The following is a 13,414-nucleotide window of genomic DNA, read 5'->3' as shown; positions in this document are numbered from 1 at the left end:
CCGTCGACACGCCGTGCCAACCCGAGGAGGCGCCCAAAGGGCAACGACGAGATACCGTCTTGCGCCGCAGGCGCGCCATCTGGCAACAGCTACGCGGGACGGACGCAAGTCCAGACAGTACGAGTGGATTTTTCGTTGACCCGCTCAAACCCGGCATCCGTCAGGATCTTCTTGCACTCGCGCATGCCCTCAATGCCATAGGCCTTGGGATGGAACTCTAACACGACCGCCCGAAACCCGGACAGGTCCGCATGGCGCAGCAGTTCCTGTTCGCCGCCCTCAATGTCCATCACCAACACGGTCGGCTTCAGATCCGCACATACCTCGGCAAAGCTGGCCGTGGGGACATCAACGGTTTTACGGATACGACCAGCGGCTTCGACCAGGGACGACCCCAGATAACTGTTGCGCAGGTGAAACTGGATACTGTCGGGACGATCGGCTGCGCTGAGCAGAACGGTGTTGCGCACAGAGATCACCCCCTCCAACCCGTTGACCCGATACAAACGCTCGATCTCCGGGATCAGTTCGGGGTTGGCTTCAAAGCTGTGGACCGCCTTGGGCAGGCAATTGGTTGCCACCACTGCACCGACCAACCCAATGCCAGCGCCGATTTCCAGAACCACATCCTCTTCGCCCACCACATGCAGGGATCCGCGAATTTCCTGACCTTCGTATTCGGCCGAATTTATGCGTTCGATCCGATTTTCATGCAGATATTGAGACATGGGCACTTTGACGCCCAGGCATTCGGCCGCGATTTCATCGCTCGCAGGTATTTCCACTGATTGGCTGGACATGCTCAGGTCCCTTTCACTGCTTCTCTTCCCACCTTATGCCGGGGGATTTGCTGTCAAGACACTCTGAGCGCTGGCGGTTTGAATGCAAGAATTAGAAATGGACTGGTCAAAAATCATCTCGACTGTGGCGGCCTTCGCACAGGCCACCACTGACCACCACAGGCCACCACAGGCCACCACAGGCTTTCATCACACCCGCAACGCGCGCTCAGATGAAGTAGACATAAAAATCACGCAACGCATCTCCTTCGAGATCCCGGGTCTTGCGGACTTCCTTTTGCTTCATGAAAACATGATTGGCACACAGGTCCGCCCCGACGGCCTCGGTCAACGCGCTGTCGCGTTCCAGATCGGCCACCGCCCCTCTCAGATCAATCGCTGTTCCGGTCTTGGCGTCTGTGCGATCAAAGCCGTCCCCGGTTTCCATCGGCGGCAATTTATGGCCATTTTCGATCCCCAATCGCGCTGCATGCAACACGGCTGCAACAGAGGTATAGGGGTTCGACGACGCATCCGCCATACGATGCTCGAGCCGCGCCTTGGCCCCACCTTCGGAGCTGATCCGCGTGGTGACATTGCGATGGTCACCGCCCCAGTTCTGCCAGTATCCGGACAGCGATCCGGGCTGGAGACGCATATAGGAATTGGCCGTCGGGGCGATCAACCCTGCGAGCCCCTGGTGATGGTGGATCAGCCCGGCCAGACACCCACGGGCAAGATCATTCATATGCTCGGGCCCACCCCGCGCGCCTGATGACAGGGCATTGCCACCGGATTCATCGGCAAAGGACAGGTTGATGTGCATCCCCGACCCGCCTGCCTCGGCAATGGGTTTGGGCATGAATGTCAGAACAATGCCGTATTCCAGCGCGATTTCCCGTGCCATCAGCCGGAACAGCACGATGTCGTCCACCGCCTTGACCGCATCGCCAAAGGTCAGAACATATTCGAACTGCGGGCTGTCAAATTCCGCTGTGATCATTTCCAGCGAAAACCCCATCTGATCGGCCATCGCCCAGATCCGGTCATTGAACCGCAGCGGGTCGGCAAACGGGCCGGTCCCGTAAACGCCACCACCCGGCGCATCATAGGGGACCAACCGGCCATTGTCGTCGGCCTGCAGGGCAAAGGCCTCGAGCTCGATTCCAACCTTGGGCGTCAACCCTTTGGCTTCCCAGCCTGCAACCGCCCGTTTCAACGCCCCCCTTGGGCACAGCGACAGCGGTTCCCCGGCGTCGTCATAAAGATCACCCAACACAATCTGGGTCGCCTCATGCCAACTGTCCCGGATGTCATCATGACGCCAGATCAGCTCCATGTCCGGCAAGCCCTGTTTCATCATTGCGCCGGGCGCATCCAACAGGTCGCGGTCATAATGCACGCCAAACGTGGACCGGCAGAACCGGGTGCTGCCGTCTCCGATTTTTGAGTTGGGCAGGTATTTGCCCCGCATGATGCTGAGATGGTCGCAGAACAGCGCGCGCAGCCGGGTTTTCATGGTATGATGTCCTCTTCCTCTTGGGCAAAGTCCAAGACCTCTTGGCGGATCTCTTAACTTAACATATTCATTATATTGTGGCGACGATTTTATACGCGCCGCACATGGACCGGCAATTCCTTGATACCACCGACAAAGTTCGACCGCAGGAACTTGTGGGGTCCGGCCGCTTCGATATGGCGGATGCGTTTGGACAGCTCCTGAAACAAGACACGCACCTCAAGGCGGGCCAACCACATTCCCAGACAGACATGCGGACCGAATTGACCGAATGACAGATGACGGTTTGGCGACCGGCGCAGGTCCACCCGAAAAGGATCGTCAAATTTGGTGTCATCCCGGTTGGCCGACACGAACCAATACAGCACCTTATCCCCGGCGCGGATGGTTTTGCCGTGCATCTCGTAATCCTGCGTGGCCGTGCGGCGGAAATACAGCGCTGGCGTCGCCCATCGGATCACCTCATCGGCCATCGTGTCCCAGATATCGCCACCTTCCTGCATCTGCTTCAGCAACTCGGGCTGATGGCACATGGCCTGAATCCCGGCGGCAATCGCATATCGCGTGGTGTCATTTCCGGCCGCCACGACCAGGCAAAAGAAGTTGCGGAATTCGGTTTCCGTGATGACCGATCCATCCTTGGCCGGTTGCAGGATCATGTGCAGAACACCGGACGTATCTCCGGTTCTTTCCTTTTTCGCCATCAGCTCTTTGGCATAGACAAACAATTCGGCCCCCGCGGGAGAGTTGAACGGCATCATCCGGAATTCGTCGGTTTTCAGCTTGTCCATCACATGGCTGGTGAAATCCGGGTCGGTATTGGCGATCAGCGCATCACCTTTTTCCACCAACCACGGCAGATCCTCATCCGGCAAACCGACAATCCGCCCCAACATCCGCATCGGCAATTGGCGGGCGATTTCCTTGGTCGCGTCAAAGGTTTCCTTTTCCAACGCCTGGTCCAGGATTTCACCGCACAGCATGCGGATTTCGTCTTCGTATTGCTGCATCACCGTGTTTGAAAACGCCTTGAGCAGCTTCATCCGAACCTTGGTGTGATCGGGCGGGTCGGTCTCCTGAAAGGTCCGCCGGGCCAGATACTCCTCATAGGTCTGATCCTCCATCCGAATGCCGCGAGCCGACGAAAAAACTTCGGTGTTCTTATTCATCACAGTGATGTCGTCATACCGGGTCACAGACCAGAAATTCTCGCCGTCCGGATAGTCCGTCCAATGCAGCGGATCCTCGCGCCGCAACCGGGCGAACGTGTTGTGCGGTGCTCCATTGGCAAAGCTGTCGTGGCTGCTCAGGTCGGCAAATCCGTCGTCATTTGGTGTCCAGATGGTCATTGAAGGGCTTCCCGTAGATGCTTGCCTTGTGTATATTAAAGGGGCACATAAATATGTAAACTAAAAAGGCTGAAACAAAATCATGCACTTGGCAATTCTGATGACCAACACAGATGAAAGCGATTTTGCCCAACGCCACCCCAAGGACGGGGAAAAATTCACCAATCTGGTGCAATTGGTACGCCCCGATTGGACCTGTGCGGTGTTTGCGGTTAAAGATGGCATTTTCCCGGATGATGTCATGAAATTCGACGGGGTCATGATCACCGGCAGCCCGGCATCGGTCCGGTCCGGGGAGCCCTGGGTGGACCAGCTTCTGGGCCTGATCCGCGAGATAGACGCACAAAAATTGCCCATGTTTGGTGCCTGTTTCGGACATCAGGCAATCGCAGTCGCCCTGGGCGGGACGTTGGACCATAACCCACAGGGTTGGGTGCACGGGCTGACCCGCAACCGGGTCTGCGCCCGCCCGCCATGGGCACGCGATTTGCCGGACGAATTGCGCCTCTATGGCTCGCATGTCGAACAGGTCAGCACCTTGCCGCCGGATGTTCAAACCATTGCGACCTCCGGCGAGACGATCACCGGGTTTGCCCGGGGGCAGCATATCTACACGACACAGCATCACCCGGAAATGGATTCCGGGTTTATCGCCGCCTTGACCGATGAATTGCGCGACACCCTGGGACCAGAGGTCCATGATCGTGCGCGCGCCTCCCTGTCCGAAATGGCGGATCAACAGGCCTTTGCCGAAAGCGTCGCACGGTTTTTCGAACACGCGTCCTAATCCAGAGGCGCTGACACAGCGCGCCTGGGGCGCGCTGCCTGGCCCAACGGCGGGTGACGCATCGCAGATGCGGCAACACGCGGGCGGGAGCGCCCCGTCGCGGTTACCCCAGCGCCGCCAACAGGTCCATCACCGTCACCTGATCGAACTGGACATGCGCAATCATGGCCGTTTCGGCCGCGTCACGGTCATGCGCAAAAATCAGCTCTGCAATCTCGCGGTGTTCCCGCGCAGATTGGGCAATAGACCCCGGATATCGGTACCGTGCCCGATAATAGGCCATCAGCTTGCGGGCATTGGTTTTGATCATCTCGACCAGAAACGGGTTGCCGGACCCCATCGCAACCGTCGCATGAAACCGCAGGTTCAGCTGATAATAGGCGTCCGGTGCCCCGTCGCCCAGGTCACGGGCGTGAACCTCGCAGGCGACAACAACGGCTTCCAAATCAGCCGCCTGCTCGGGTGACAACCTGCGGGCAGCCAACCCCGCCGCCTGCCCTTCGAGCCGCGCATGCACTTCGAGGATGGCCAGGAACTCTTCCAGGGTCGGCTTGAACAGGACCGCCCCCTTGCGCGGCAACCGGCGGATCAACCCGATGGCTTCCAGCTGGATGAACGCCTCGCGCACCGGGGTACGTGACACACCATGGCGCGTGACCAGATCGGCCTCGTCCAGCGCCGATCCCGGACGCAACCGCCCCGATTCGATGTCCTGCAAAATCGCGTTGAGAACCTGTTCCGTCTGTCCCGCCATCTGGATGCCTTCTTGTCTTTTGCCGCAACCATAGACTGCCCGACCGGAAACCGGAACACCACCTCGCGGCTCTCCCGCCCGGTCTGACTGCATCACAGATGCAGCCATCCCCGTTGGGCCTGGCCCGGGGCAAGCCCCGGGTCCGGCCCCTGTTAGCTGGACATACGCGGATCATCCGCCAATCCGTCCCCGCGCCACACCACGAAACACAGGATCGGCTGCTCCTCGGTCGTCAGCGCGTGTCGCTGAAAGGTCTTGTGCAACCGGGTTTGGCCGGCTCCCAACTTCTGTGTTGGTTCGCCGTCCACTTCGAACACACCCTCTCCGGACACCACACAATACAGCTCTTCGGGTTCGTGTTCATGCCACGGGTAATACAGCCCGCGCCCCCAGTATCCGACCGTCATCCGCGTTTGGGTGGAATGGAAATGACCATCGGGCCCGACCAATTCAAACCACCCAAACCGCTGCAGGAAATCGGCACCGACTTCTTCTTCGGTATAGGTCAGTCGCCATTCGACATACGGAGCCAGCGCCATGATCGCCTGCTGCAACCTGCGGGTCTGCCCGGCCTCTGCGTCGTCAGCGGCAGGTCGCCCCGGATCCGACTGAACCAGCTGCACGACGGGGAGCGCATGACCATCCCGATCTGCCCAGGTGATATCATTCGGCCACGCCTGAAACCCCGCCACGGCGGGCATATTGGCGTGAAAATCTCGCACCGCATCCAATGCGGCGTCAAACAGAACTCGGCTCACGGGCCTCTCCTTTGCTCTACCCTTGTGACAAAGATAGCGGCCCGGTGCCGTCCGGGATGTCTCGATTCCGACCTGGTCGCAAATAGAATGGACAAGCCCTTCAATCAACCATACCAATTTCATCAATGAGTGGAACAAATGTATCAAACTTGAACACCCTCCCGCGGTCCTTCGTCTGGGCCGCGACAACCGGATCGTGCGGATCACCTGAGAACCCGGCAGGTTTACATCATTTGTTTCAATGCTTTGCGCCGCCAATCAGCGCACCCCAGATGCAACCCAACACAACGACTCAGCTGCCAAAACGCCCAAGGACCCGCTGCCTGCCTGGCACTTGGAGATCCGATTCCATCCAAGCCAACGCCACGCCTCAAATGCGACTCGTCCCTGTTAGCCGCCTTTGTCTATCCCCCCAACGCGGAGACCAACGATGACCAAATTGTCCGGGCGTTGCCTGTGTGGTGCCGTTACATGGTGCTACGACGGCCCACGGGGGCGCAACCTGATCTGCCATTGCACAAGCTGCCAGCGGGCCGCGTCATCTGCCTATGCCGCCTTTGTCGAAGTCGATCCAAAGCAGGTCAGCTGGAGCGGCACCCCGAACCATTATCAAAGCTCACCAGGAACCTTTCGCGGCTTTTGCCCGACCTGCGGCACCCGGCTCTACTTTCGCTCGGACCGCTGGCCGGGCGAATTGCACATCCACGCCGCCACCCTGGACGATGCGACCCTGTACCAACCGGATTGCCAGGTGGTGCTGCGCGAACGCGCCCCATGGCTGGACGGGATAGACGCCCTGCCCCGTCACGACGGTTTCGACACACCACCCTCTGACCAATAGGATTCTGACACATGCTGATGCCTGAAACGTGGCGCCCCGAGCACAAACTCTTTCCCCATCAGGTCGGGTTCACATGCCCACCGTTTGACTATGATGCCGCCCCGTCCGACTTTCTGCGGATGTCACCGGCCAGCGTCGGGGTCCATGGCTGGATGCTGCATGTGCCCGACTACGCCCACGGTCTGGACCAGCGCAAACAGAACTTTGGCATGATGGATGATTTTGTCCATTGCATGTCCCGCAACGGCGTCGATGTCTGTGGTCAGGTCGGATCGAACTGGGTCCATGCTTCGGGGTTGGGCGTCGAAGGCATCCGCCAACATTGCGAGGATCTGTCGGACAAATACGGCACCCGGTTCCACATGGCCGGCTATGCCATGGTCGAAGCGTTGCGGGCGATGAATGTGGAAAAGGTCGCCCTGAACGCCGCCTACCATTGGCCGGCCTGGTGGCAGGGCACCGTGGGGTTCCTGAAGGAGGCCGGGTTTGACGTGCTCTGGGCCGGAAATTTCCACGATCAGGGATGGTTCAACAGCCAGGAAGAAGTGAATTCCTGGCGCTGGGTATTCGAGGGCGATCTGGCCCGCAAGAGTTTCGAATATGTCGCCGAACAGGCCCCCAACGCCGATGTGTATCTGATCAACGGCATGTGCAATTTTCGCACCGGCCCCGACGGGTTGCCGCAACGCCCGCTGCATCTGGCCGCCGAACTGGAAACCGTGCTGGGCAAGCCGGTCATAGGCCATGACATCGCGCTCTATTGGCGGATCTTCAAATCCCTCGGACTTGCCCCGCAAACGCCCCAAGGCCAGCTGCTGGAAAGCCTGCACAGCTGATCTCCCCACCCAGAGCCCGGACAAAAGGGCCATCTACACCGCAACAGGAAGGCAAAACCATATGCACAAAATCGTGGCCCTCTGGGCTATTCCCCGATCCACCTCGACCGCTTTTGAATGGATGATGCGCCAGCGTGGCGACCTGGAATGCCTGCACGAACCCTTTGGCGAGGCCTGGTATCAAGGCGAAAATCCCATGTGGCACCGGTTCAAAGAGGGCGAAGTGACCACACCGGGGCTGACCCTGAACAGCGTGTGGGACGACATTCAATCCCATGCGTCCCAGGGGCCGGTATTCCTCAAGGATTTTCCCCATTACATCAACCACATGTGGACCCCTGACTTTCTGTCCAACTTCACCCACGCCTTTCTGATCCGCGATCCCGCAAAAACCATCACGTCAATGTACAAACAATGGCCCGATTTTGCCGAAGGCGAGGTTGGCTTCCCCGAACAGCGCGCCCTGTTTGACCTGCTGACAGCCCTGAATGGCGGCGAAACACCCCCCGTGATTGACAGCGACGATCTGCTCGAAGACCCTCATGGTATGACCCAAAAATTCTGCGACTCGGTCGGCATCCCCTTTGTCGAAGACGCCCTGACCTGGGAACCCGGCGGTGATCCATCGGCACACAGCTGGTGGGACGGCGGATCGTTTCACGGCAATCTGGCCAAATCCACCGGGCTAACGCCACAGGTGCGCCGCCACATCGACATCTCCGACGCACCCGAACGCGTCAAACAGGTGCACCGCCGGATGAAACCGCATTACGACCACCTCTATGCGCATCGGTTGAAACCGTGACAGCGCGCGCACCCGAAACCATTGCACAGGTCGTGGAACACGGCCTGTGCATCGGCTGTGGCCTGTGTCAGGCGATGGCCCCGGATCGTTGGCAGATGCGCTATACGCCTCAGGGTCGATTGCGCCCTGCTCCGATTTCCCAGGGGGACGACACCGACATTCTGGCCGCCTGTCCAGGGGCTGTTGCGATGGCCAACCCTGACAAAACCCCTGAAACAGACTCTGTTTGGGGCAATTTCCACACCGTGACACGGGCCTGGGCCGGGGATCCGGACGTGCGTTTTCGCGGTGCCACCGGCGGCGTTCTGACCGCTCTGGGCATGTATCTGTTGACCAGTGGCCAGGCCAAATTCGTCCTGCATTGTACCGCTGATCCGGACCACCCGATGCAAAGCCCCTGGACCATCAGCACGACCCCGGATCAGGTATTCAAGGCATCCGGCTCGCGCTATGGCCCATCGAACACATTGGCGGGTCTGGAAATTGCCCTGGCCCGCAACGAACCCTTTGCCGTCATCGCCAAACCCTGTGATGCGGGGGCAATCCGGGCGCTGGCGCAATCGGATCCGCGCATCGACACATTGATCGTCGCGGTGCTGGTCATGGTGTGCGGCGGCGCGTCAGACCTGGGCAAAAGCCGCGCCGTTCTGAACGAATTTGACATCGACGAACAGGATCTGACCCTGTTTCGCTATCGCGGTTTCGGCAATCCCGGCCCCACCCGGATCGAGACCCGCGACGGGCGCGCGGTCGAAAAGACCTATCTCGACATGTGGGCGGACGAAACGGGATGGCGCATTCAAAGCCGCTGCAAGATCTGTCCGGATGCCATCGGAGAGGCCGCGGATCTGGCGGCGGCCGACATCTGGCCCGGTGGGTCGCCAACCGGAGAGGATGCCGGTTTCAACGGGGTCATCACCCGCACGGACCAGGGACAGCGCTTGCTGGATGCGGCTCTTGCCGATGGGGCCCTGAAACAGGATCAGACCCTGACCCCACGGGACATGGATGATTTCCAACCCCATCAGGTCCGCAAGAAACATCAGGTCGCCGCGCGGCTGCGCGGGCTGACGGCTGCGGGGCACCCGGTGTTTCGACACGTTGGGTTGCGCATCGACGACCTTGACACAGGCAACATCGCCGAAGAACACGGGGCCAGGGAACGCGCGGCGCAGGGCCGATTTTCAGAACCCTTCGACTTCGACTCCGACTGAGCGCGCGCTGTCACCCTGTCGGGGTGATGGCGATCAAAAGCGTTCCCGATTTGACCTGGTCTCCCGCCTGCACCGGCACGTCGGACACGACCCCGGCGATCGGGCTCACGATTTCATGCTGCATCTTCATCGCTTCCAGAATTGCCAACTGCGTGCCCGGCTGCACCATTTGTCCGGCCGTGACGGTGACAGATTGCAGATTGCCATGCATCGGTGCCAGGATCTGTCCATCCTGGCCCGTTTCCTGATCCCTCACACCTGCCTGTTCGGCACGGAGTGTGAACAGCCGCGAAGTTGTCGCGACATGCCACATGTTTCTTTCGGGGAAAACAAACCGGATCCCGGCGGTTTGCCCATCGACATTCAACCCGATGTTTGCGCCCGTGACATCATGGGCCTGCCCCGAGACCTGGACCGTCAGCGCCTCAGGGGTCTGAATCGCCGTCACCGGATAGGTTTCGGCTCCGATGACCATTCGGCTGTGATGCGTCAGAGCTCCGGTGCTGGACCAGCCGAACAATTCACGCGGCTGGCGTCCGGCCCGGTGCACGGCGTCGTCACAGCGCTGCTGGTACATCACGGCCGCTGCCGCCGCCACTTCGGTTGCGTCGAACTCAGGCGTGGCTGCGACGTCGGGCACCTCGGACAAAAACCCCGTCGTGGCTGTTCCATCGGCAAAGCCGGGATGGTCCAGAACCCGGATCAAAAAGTCCCGGTTGCAGGTAACGCCAAACAGCGCCATGTCCTGCAAACCACGGATCAACCGCATCCGTGCCTCCTCCCGCGACGGAGCGTGGGAAATGATCTTGGCCAGCATGGGATCATAATAGGGTGAAACCTGTTGCCCCTGGCAGATGCCATCATCCACCCTAAGCCCGGTCCCGACCGGGGGCACCCATACAGATATCTGCCCGGATTGCGGCATGAAATCCTGGGCCGGATCTTCCGCATACAGCCGGACTTCGATGGCGTGCCCTTGCATCTGCACGTCGTCTTGCGCCAAACCCACAGGCCGCCCCATCGCAACAGTCAACTGCATCTCGACCAGATCCAACCCGGTCACCATTTCCGTTACCGGATGTTCCACCTGCAACCGGGTGTTCATTTCCAGAAAATAGAACGCGCCATCCGCATCCAACAGAAACTCGACCGTCCCGGCCCCGACATAATCCACCGCCTGCGCCGCACTGACGGCGGCGGCCCCCATGCGGGCGCGCAAATCCGGCGACACTGCCGGCGACGGTGCTTCTTCGACCACTTTCTGATGGCGCCGCTGCACCGAACAATCCCGTTCGCCCAGATGAATGGTTTTCCCCTGTCGGTCCGCAAAGACCTGCACTTCGACATGACGGGGGGTTTGCACCGCCTTTTCCAGGATCATTTCGTCCGAGCCAAAGGCCGACAACGCTTCGGACCGGGCCAAATGCAGCGCCGACAGGAACTCAGCGGGCACATCGACCAACCGCATACCGCGCCCACCGCCCCCGGCGGCGGCCTTGATCATCACCGGAAATCCGATCCGGTCGGCCTCCTGCTGCAACACGGCGTCGGATTGATCCGTGCCCTCATATCCCGGCACACAGGGCACCCCAGCGGCGATCATCTTGCGTTTTGCGGCCGCCTTGTTGCCCATCACCGCGATGGCATCGGCCCCGGGACCAACAAAGATCAACCCTGCGTCCGCGCAGGCACGCGCAAAACCGGCGTTTTCAGACAGAAACCCATAGCCCGGGTGGATCGCTTGCGCCCCAGCCCCGCGCGCCGCCGCGATCAAACGCTCAATCGACAAATAACTGTCACCCACCGGACCTTCGCCAATGCAAACCACCTGATCCGCCATCGCGACATGGGGGCTGTCTGCATCTGCATCGGTGTGCACTGCAATACATCGCAGCCCCATCTGACGCGCGCTGCGCATGATGCGACAGGCAATTTCGCCCCGGTTGGCCACGAGAAGGGAAGTGAATGGGGTCATGTTCTGGTCCTTCGCCTGCATCGGTGTCATGGCCGCGCCACACCAAAGCTGTTGGGTCTTGGCTGTCGGGCGCGGGCCTCGGCACAGGTGCGCAGGCAGAACCCCAGAACCCGGCGGGTGTCGCGCGGGTCGATCATCCCCTGATCCAGCATATGACCCGAGGTATAAAACGCATCCGACTGGCCATCAAAATGCGCCGTGATCCGGGCGCGCTGTTTGGCCAGACGGTCCTCATCAACATCCATGCCCTTGCGGGCAGCACCACGCCGCGCCACGTGTTCCATCGTCACCGCGGCCTGTTCGCCCCCCATGACCCCGGTCATCGCATTGGGCCAGGTCAGCAGAAAATCGGCCCCAAAGGCATAGCCGCACATGCCATAATTTCCGGCTCCAAAACTGGCCCCCGTATACAGCGAAATCTTGGGCACCCGCATATTGGTCACGGCCTGGATCATCTTGGCCCCATGTTTGATCATACCGGCCCGCTCATAGGCCGTGCCGACCATGAATCCCGTCGTGTTGTTGAGAAACACGATCGGCGTGCCCGCCTGGTCCAGCAGTTGAAAAAAATGCGTCGCCTTGGTGGCCCCATCCGGGTCCAGCGGCCCGTTGTTGCCGATGATCCCCACCGGGCGGCCAAAGATCTCGGCCTGCAAACACACGGTTGCCGGGCCGTAATCCGGTTTGAAATCGCGCAGGCGGGATCCGTCCACCAGACGCGCAGCGACTTCGCGCATGTCATAAGGTTTGCGATAGTCCACCGGCACCACCCCGGCGATCTCATCCGGGCTCAGCACCGGGGCGTCAAAACAGGGTTCCGGCGGCAGAGGAGAACCCCACCCCAGCCCCGCGACGACATCGCGAGCGATCTGGATGCCATGGGCGTCATCCTCGGCCAGATATTCCACCAGCCCGGTCACCTCTGCATGCATCTCGGCCCCCCCCAGATCGGCGTCCAATGCCTCCTCTCCGGTGGCCGCAAAAACCAACGCTGCCCCGGCCAGCATCGCCATGCCGTTGCCTTTGACCCCGATCACATAATCGGACAACCCCGGCTGATAGGCCCCCCCGGCGGTGGACGCGCCATGCAGAACCGTGATCACCGGAATTCCGGCGGCCGACAGGCGCGCAAGGCCTGCAAACATGCCCCCGCCATGGGCCCACAGCCCCACCTCGTACCGCATCAGATCGGCACCTGCGCTTTCCACCAGGTGGATAAAGGGCAGCTTCTGCTCTTCGGCGATTTTGATCGCGCCCAGCGCCTTGTCCACCGACTTTCCGGTCATCGCCCCCGCATTGATCCCGGAATCATCGACAAAGACCAAAGCCCGCACACCAGAGACGAACCCTATTCCCAGGATGATCGAGGCACCGGGGATCGAAGTTTCAGGGTTCGGATCATCCACCAGATAGGACGCCATATTATACAGTTCGAGAAACGGCATCCCCGGATCCAGCAGCGCAGACAGCCTCTCGCGTGGGCTCAACTGTCCCCGCTTGTCAAACACCGGGCGGCGTTCTTCGGATTTCGCCAGGGCCCGCGCCTCTAGCGCGCGCATCTGATCAACCATCGCCAACATATCCGCACGATTTTGGGAGAAATGGTCGCCGACAGGGTCAATTCGACTTTGAAACTCTAACATTAATCCTGTCCTCGCCCCATATGTCGCCGGTCTTTTACCCCGTATCTCACCCGATATGCGGTCCGCGGATGTCCGCGCCCACAAAGATACAGACCAAACGTTCTGTTTTCGATCTGACCCAAGCCACCCCCCTTGGGCAACCATTAAAACGGCC

Annotated in this window: 12 protein-coding genes; 5 read left to right on the top strand and 7 right to left on the bottom strand. The window is 60.3% G+C overall.

What is annotated here, in order from left to right; translation table 11 throughout:
* Nucleotides 1-89: 89 nt before the first annotated feature.
* The 3 genes from QEZ52_RS02525 to QEZ52_RS02515 form a co-directional block, all read right to left on the bottom strand.
* Nucleotides 90-800 (bottom strand): FkbM family methyltransferase, encoded by a 711-nt coding sequence (locus QEZ52_RS02525; RefSeq protein ID WP_406647750.1) that lies wholly within the window; start codon nt 798-800, stop codon nt 90-92.
* A gap of 208 nt (nt 801-1,008) precedes the next feature.
* Nucleotides 1,009-2,298, bottom strand: coding sequence for a glutamine synthetase (locus tag QEZ52_RS02520; protein WP_406647748.1), 1,290 nt, complete (start codon nt 2,296-2,298; stop codon nt 1,009-1,011).
* 89 nt (nt 2,299-2,387) lie between these two features.
* A complete protein-coding gene (locus tag QEZ52_RS02515) occupies nt 2,388-3,647 on the bottom strand; it encodes a cytochrome P450 (RefSeq protein ID WP_406647746.1) in 1,260 nt (419 codons plus the stop codon).
* A 100-nt stretch (nt 3,648-3,747) separates the two neighbouring features.
* Between QEZ52_RS02515 and QEZ52_RS02510 the strand changes: the two genes are divergently transcribed.
* Entirely contained in the window at nt 3,748-4,434 is a 687-nt protein-coding gene (locus QEZ52_RS02510) for a type 1 glutamine amidotransferase (RefSeq protein ID WP_406647743.1), read from the top strand.
* 103 nt (nt 4,435-4,537) lie between these two features.
* Here QEZ52_RS02510 and QEZ52_RS02505 read toward each other — a convergent pair whose 3' ends face one another.
* Together QEZ52_RS02505 and QEZ52_RS02500 are read right to left on the bottom strand one after the other, a co-directional pair.
* Nucleotides 4,538-5,188 carry a GntR family transcriptional regulator gene (locus tag QEZ52_RS02505; protein WP_406647741.1) on the bottom strand — a complete coding sequence of 217 codons (651 nt, stop codon included), beginning with the start codon at nt 5,186-5,188 and terminating at the stop codon, nt 4,538-4,540.
* A 152-nt stretch (nt 5,189-5,340) separates the two neighbouring features.
* Complete coding sequence (locus QEZ52_RS02500) at nt 5,341-5,946, bottom strand: dimethylsulfonioproprionate lyase family protein (protein WP_406647739.1); 606 nt, start codon at nt 5,944-5,946, stop codon at nt 5,341-5,343.
* Between the two features lie 430 nt (nt 5,947-6,376).
* Between QEZ52_RS02500 and QEZ52_RS02495 the strand changes: the two genes are divergently transcribed.
* The 4 genes from QEZ52_RS02495 to QEZ52_RS02480 all read left to right on the top strand — a co-directional run bounded on the left by QEZ52_RS02495 (nt 6,377) and on the right by QEZ52_RS02480 (nt 9,642).
* Nucleotides 6,377-6,787, top strand: a complete 411-nt coding sequence (locus QEZ52_RS02495) for a GFA family protein (RefSeq protein WP_406647737.1) — start codon at nt 6,377-6,379, stop codon at nt 6,785-6,787.
* 11 nt (nt 6,788-6,798) lie between these two features.
* Nucleotides 6,799-7,623 carry a hypothetical protein gene (locus QEZ52_RS02490; protein ID WP_406647735.1) on the top strand — a complete coding sequence of 275 codons (825 nt, stop codon included), beginning with the start codon at nt 6,799-6,801 and terminating at the stop codon, nt 7,621-7,623.
* Between the two features lie 61 nt (nt 7,624-7,684).
* The gene (locus QEZ52_RS02485; RefSeq protein WP_406647733.1) at nt 7,685-8,428 is read left to right on the top strand and encodes a sulfotransferase family protein; all 744 of its coding nucleotides are present in this window, start codon (nt 7,685-7,687) and stop codon (nt 8,426-8,428) included.
* The gene (locus tag QEZ52_RS02480) at nt 8,425-9,642 is read left to right on the top strand and encodes a Coenzyme F420 hydrogenase/dehydrogenase, beta subunit C-terminal domain (protein ID WP_406647731.1); all 1,218 of its coding nucleotides are present in this window, start codon (nt 8,425-8,427) and stop codon (nt 9,640-9,642) included. The genes QEZ52_RS02485 and QEZ52_RS02480 overlap by 4 nt, the downstream gene beginning before the upstream one ends.
* A 10-nt stretch (nt 9,643-9,652) precedes the next feature.
* Here QEZ52_RS02480 and QEZ52_RS02475 read toward each other — a convergent pair whose 3' ends face one another.
* Entirely contained in the window at nt 9,653-11,617 is a 1,965-nt protein-coding gene (locus QEZ52_RS02475; RefSeq protein ID WP_406647729.1) for an acetyl-CoA carboxylase biotin carboxylase subunit, read from the bottom strand.
* 26 nt (nt 11,618-11,643) lie between these two features.
* Nucleotides 11,644-13,188 carry an acyl-CoA carboxylase subunit beta gene (locus QEZ52_RS02470; protein ID WP_406647727.1) on the bottom strand — a complete coding sequence of 515 codons (1,545 nt, stop codon included), beginning with the start codon at nt 13,186-13,188 and terminating at the stop codon, nt 11,644-11,646.
* Nucleotides 13,189-13,414: the final 226 nt, after the last annotated feature.

Origin of the sequence: Aliisedimentitalea scapharcae, assembly GCF_045277565.1 — a bacterium.
Lineage (GTDB): Bacteria > Pseudomonadota > Alphaproteobacteria > Rhodobacterales > Rhodobacteraceae > Aliisedimentitalea > Aliisedimentitalea scapharcae.
Note: the sequence above shows the minus strand (reverse complement) of the source record. Positions and strands in the feature narration are given on the sequence as shown.

Coding starts and splice junctions, on each gene's coding strand:
- QEZ52_RS02525 (WP_406647750.1), bottom strand. CDS start 800: ATGTCCAGCCAATCAGTGGAAATACCTGCGAGCGATGAAATCGCGGCC.
- QEZ52_RS02520 (WP_406647748.1), bottom strand. CDS start 2,298: ATGAAAACCCGGCTGCGCGCGCTGTTCTGCGACCATCTCAGCATCATG.
- QEZ52_RS02515 (WP_406647746.1), bottom strand. CDS start 3,647: ATGACCATCTGGACACCAAATGACGACGGATTTGCCGACCTGAGCAGC.
- QEZ52_RS02510 (WP_406647743.1), top strand. CDS start 3,748: ATGACCAACACAGATGAAAGCGATTTTGCCCAACGCCACCCCAAGGAC.
- QEZ52_RS02505 (WP_406647741.1), bottom strand. CDS start 5,188: ATGGCGGGACAGACGGAACAGGTTCTCAACGCGATTTTGCAGGACATC.
- QEZ52_RS02495 (WP_406647737.1), top strand. CDS start 6,377: ATGACCAAATTGTCCGGGCGTTGCCTGTGTGGTGCCGTTACATGGTGC.
- QEZ52_RS02490 (WP_406647735.1), top strand. CDS start 6,799: ATGCTGATGCCTGAAACGTGGCGCCCCGAGCACAAACTCTTTCCCCAT.
- QEZ52_RS02485 (WP_406647733.1), top strand. CDS start 7,685: ATGCACAAAATCGTGGCCCTCTGGGCTATTCCCCGATCCACCTCGACC.
- QEZ52_RS02475 (WP_406647729.1), bottom strand. CDS start 11,617: ATGACCCCATTCACTTCCCTTCTCGTGGCCAACCGGGGCGAAATTGCC.
- QEZ52_RS02470 (WP_406647727.1), bottom strand. CDS start 13,188: ATGGTTGATCAGATGCGCGCGCTAGAGGCGCGGGCCCTGGCGAAATCC.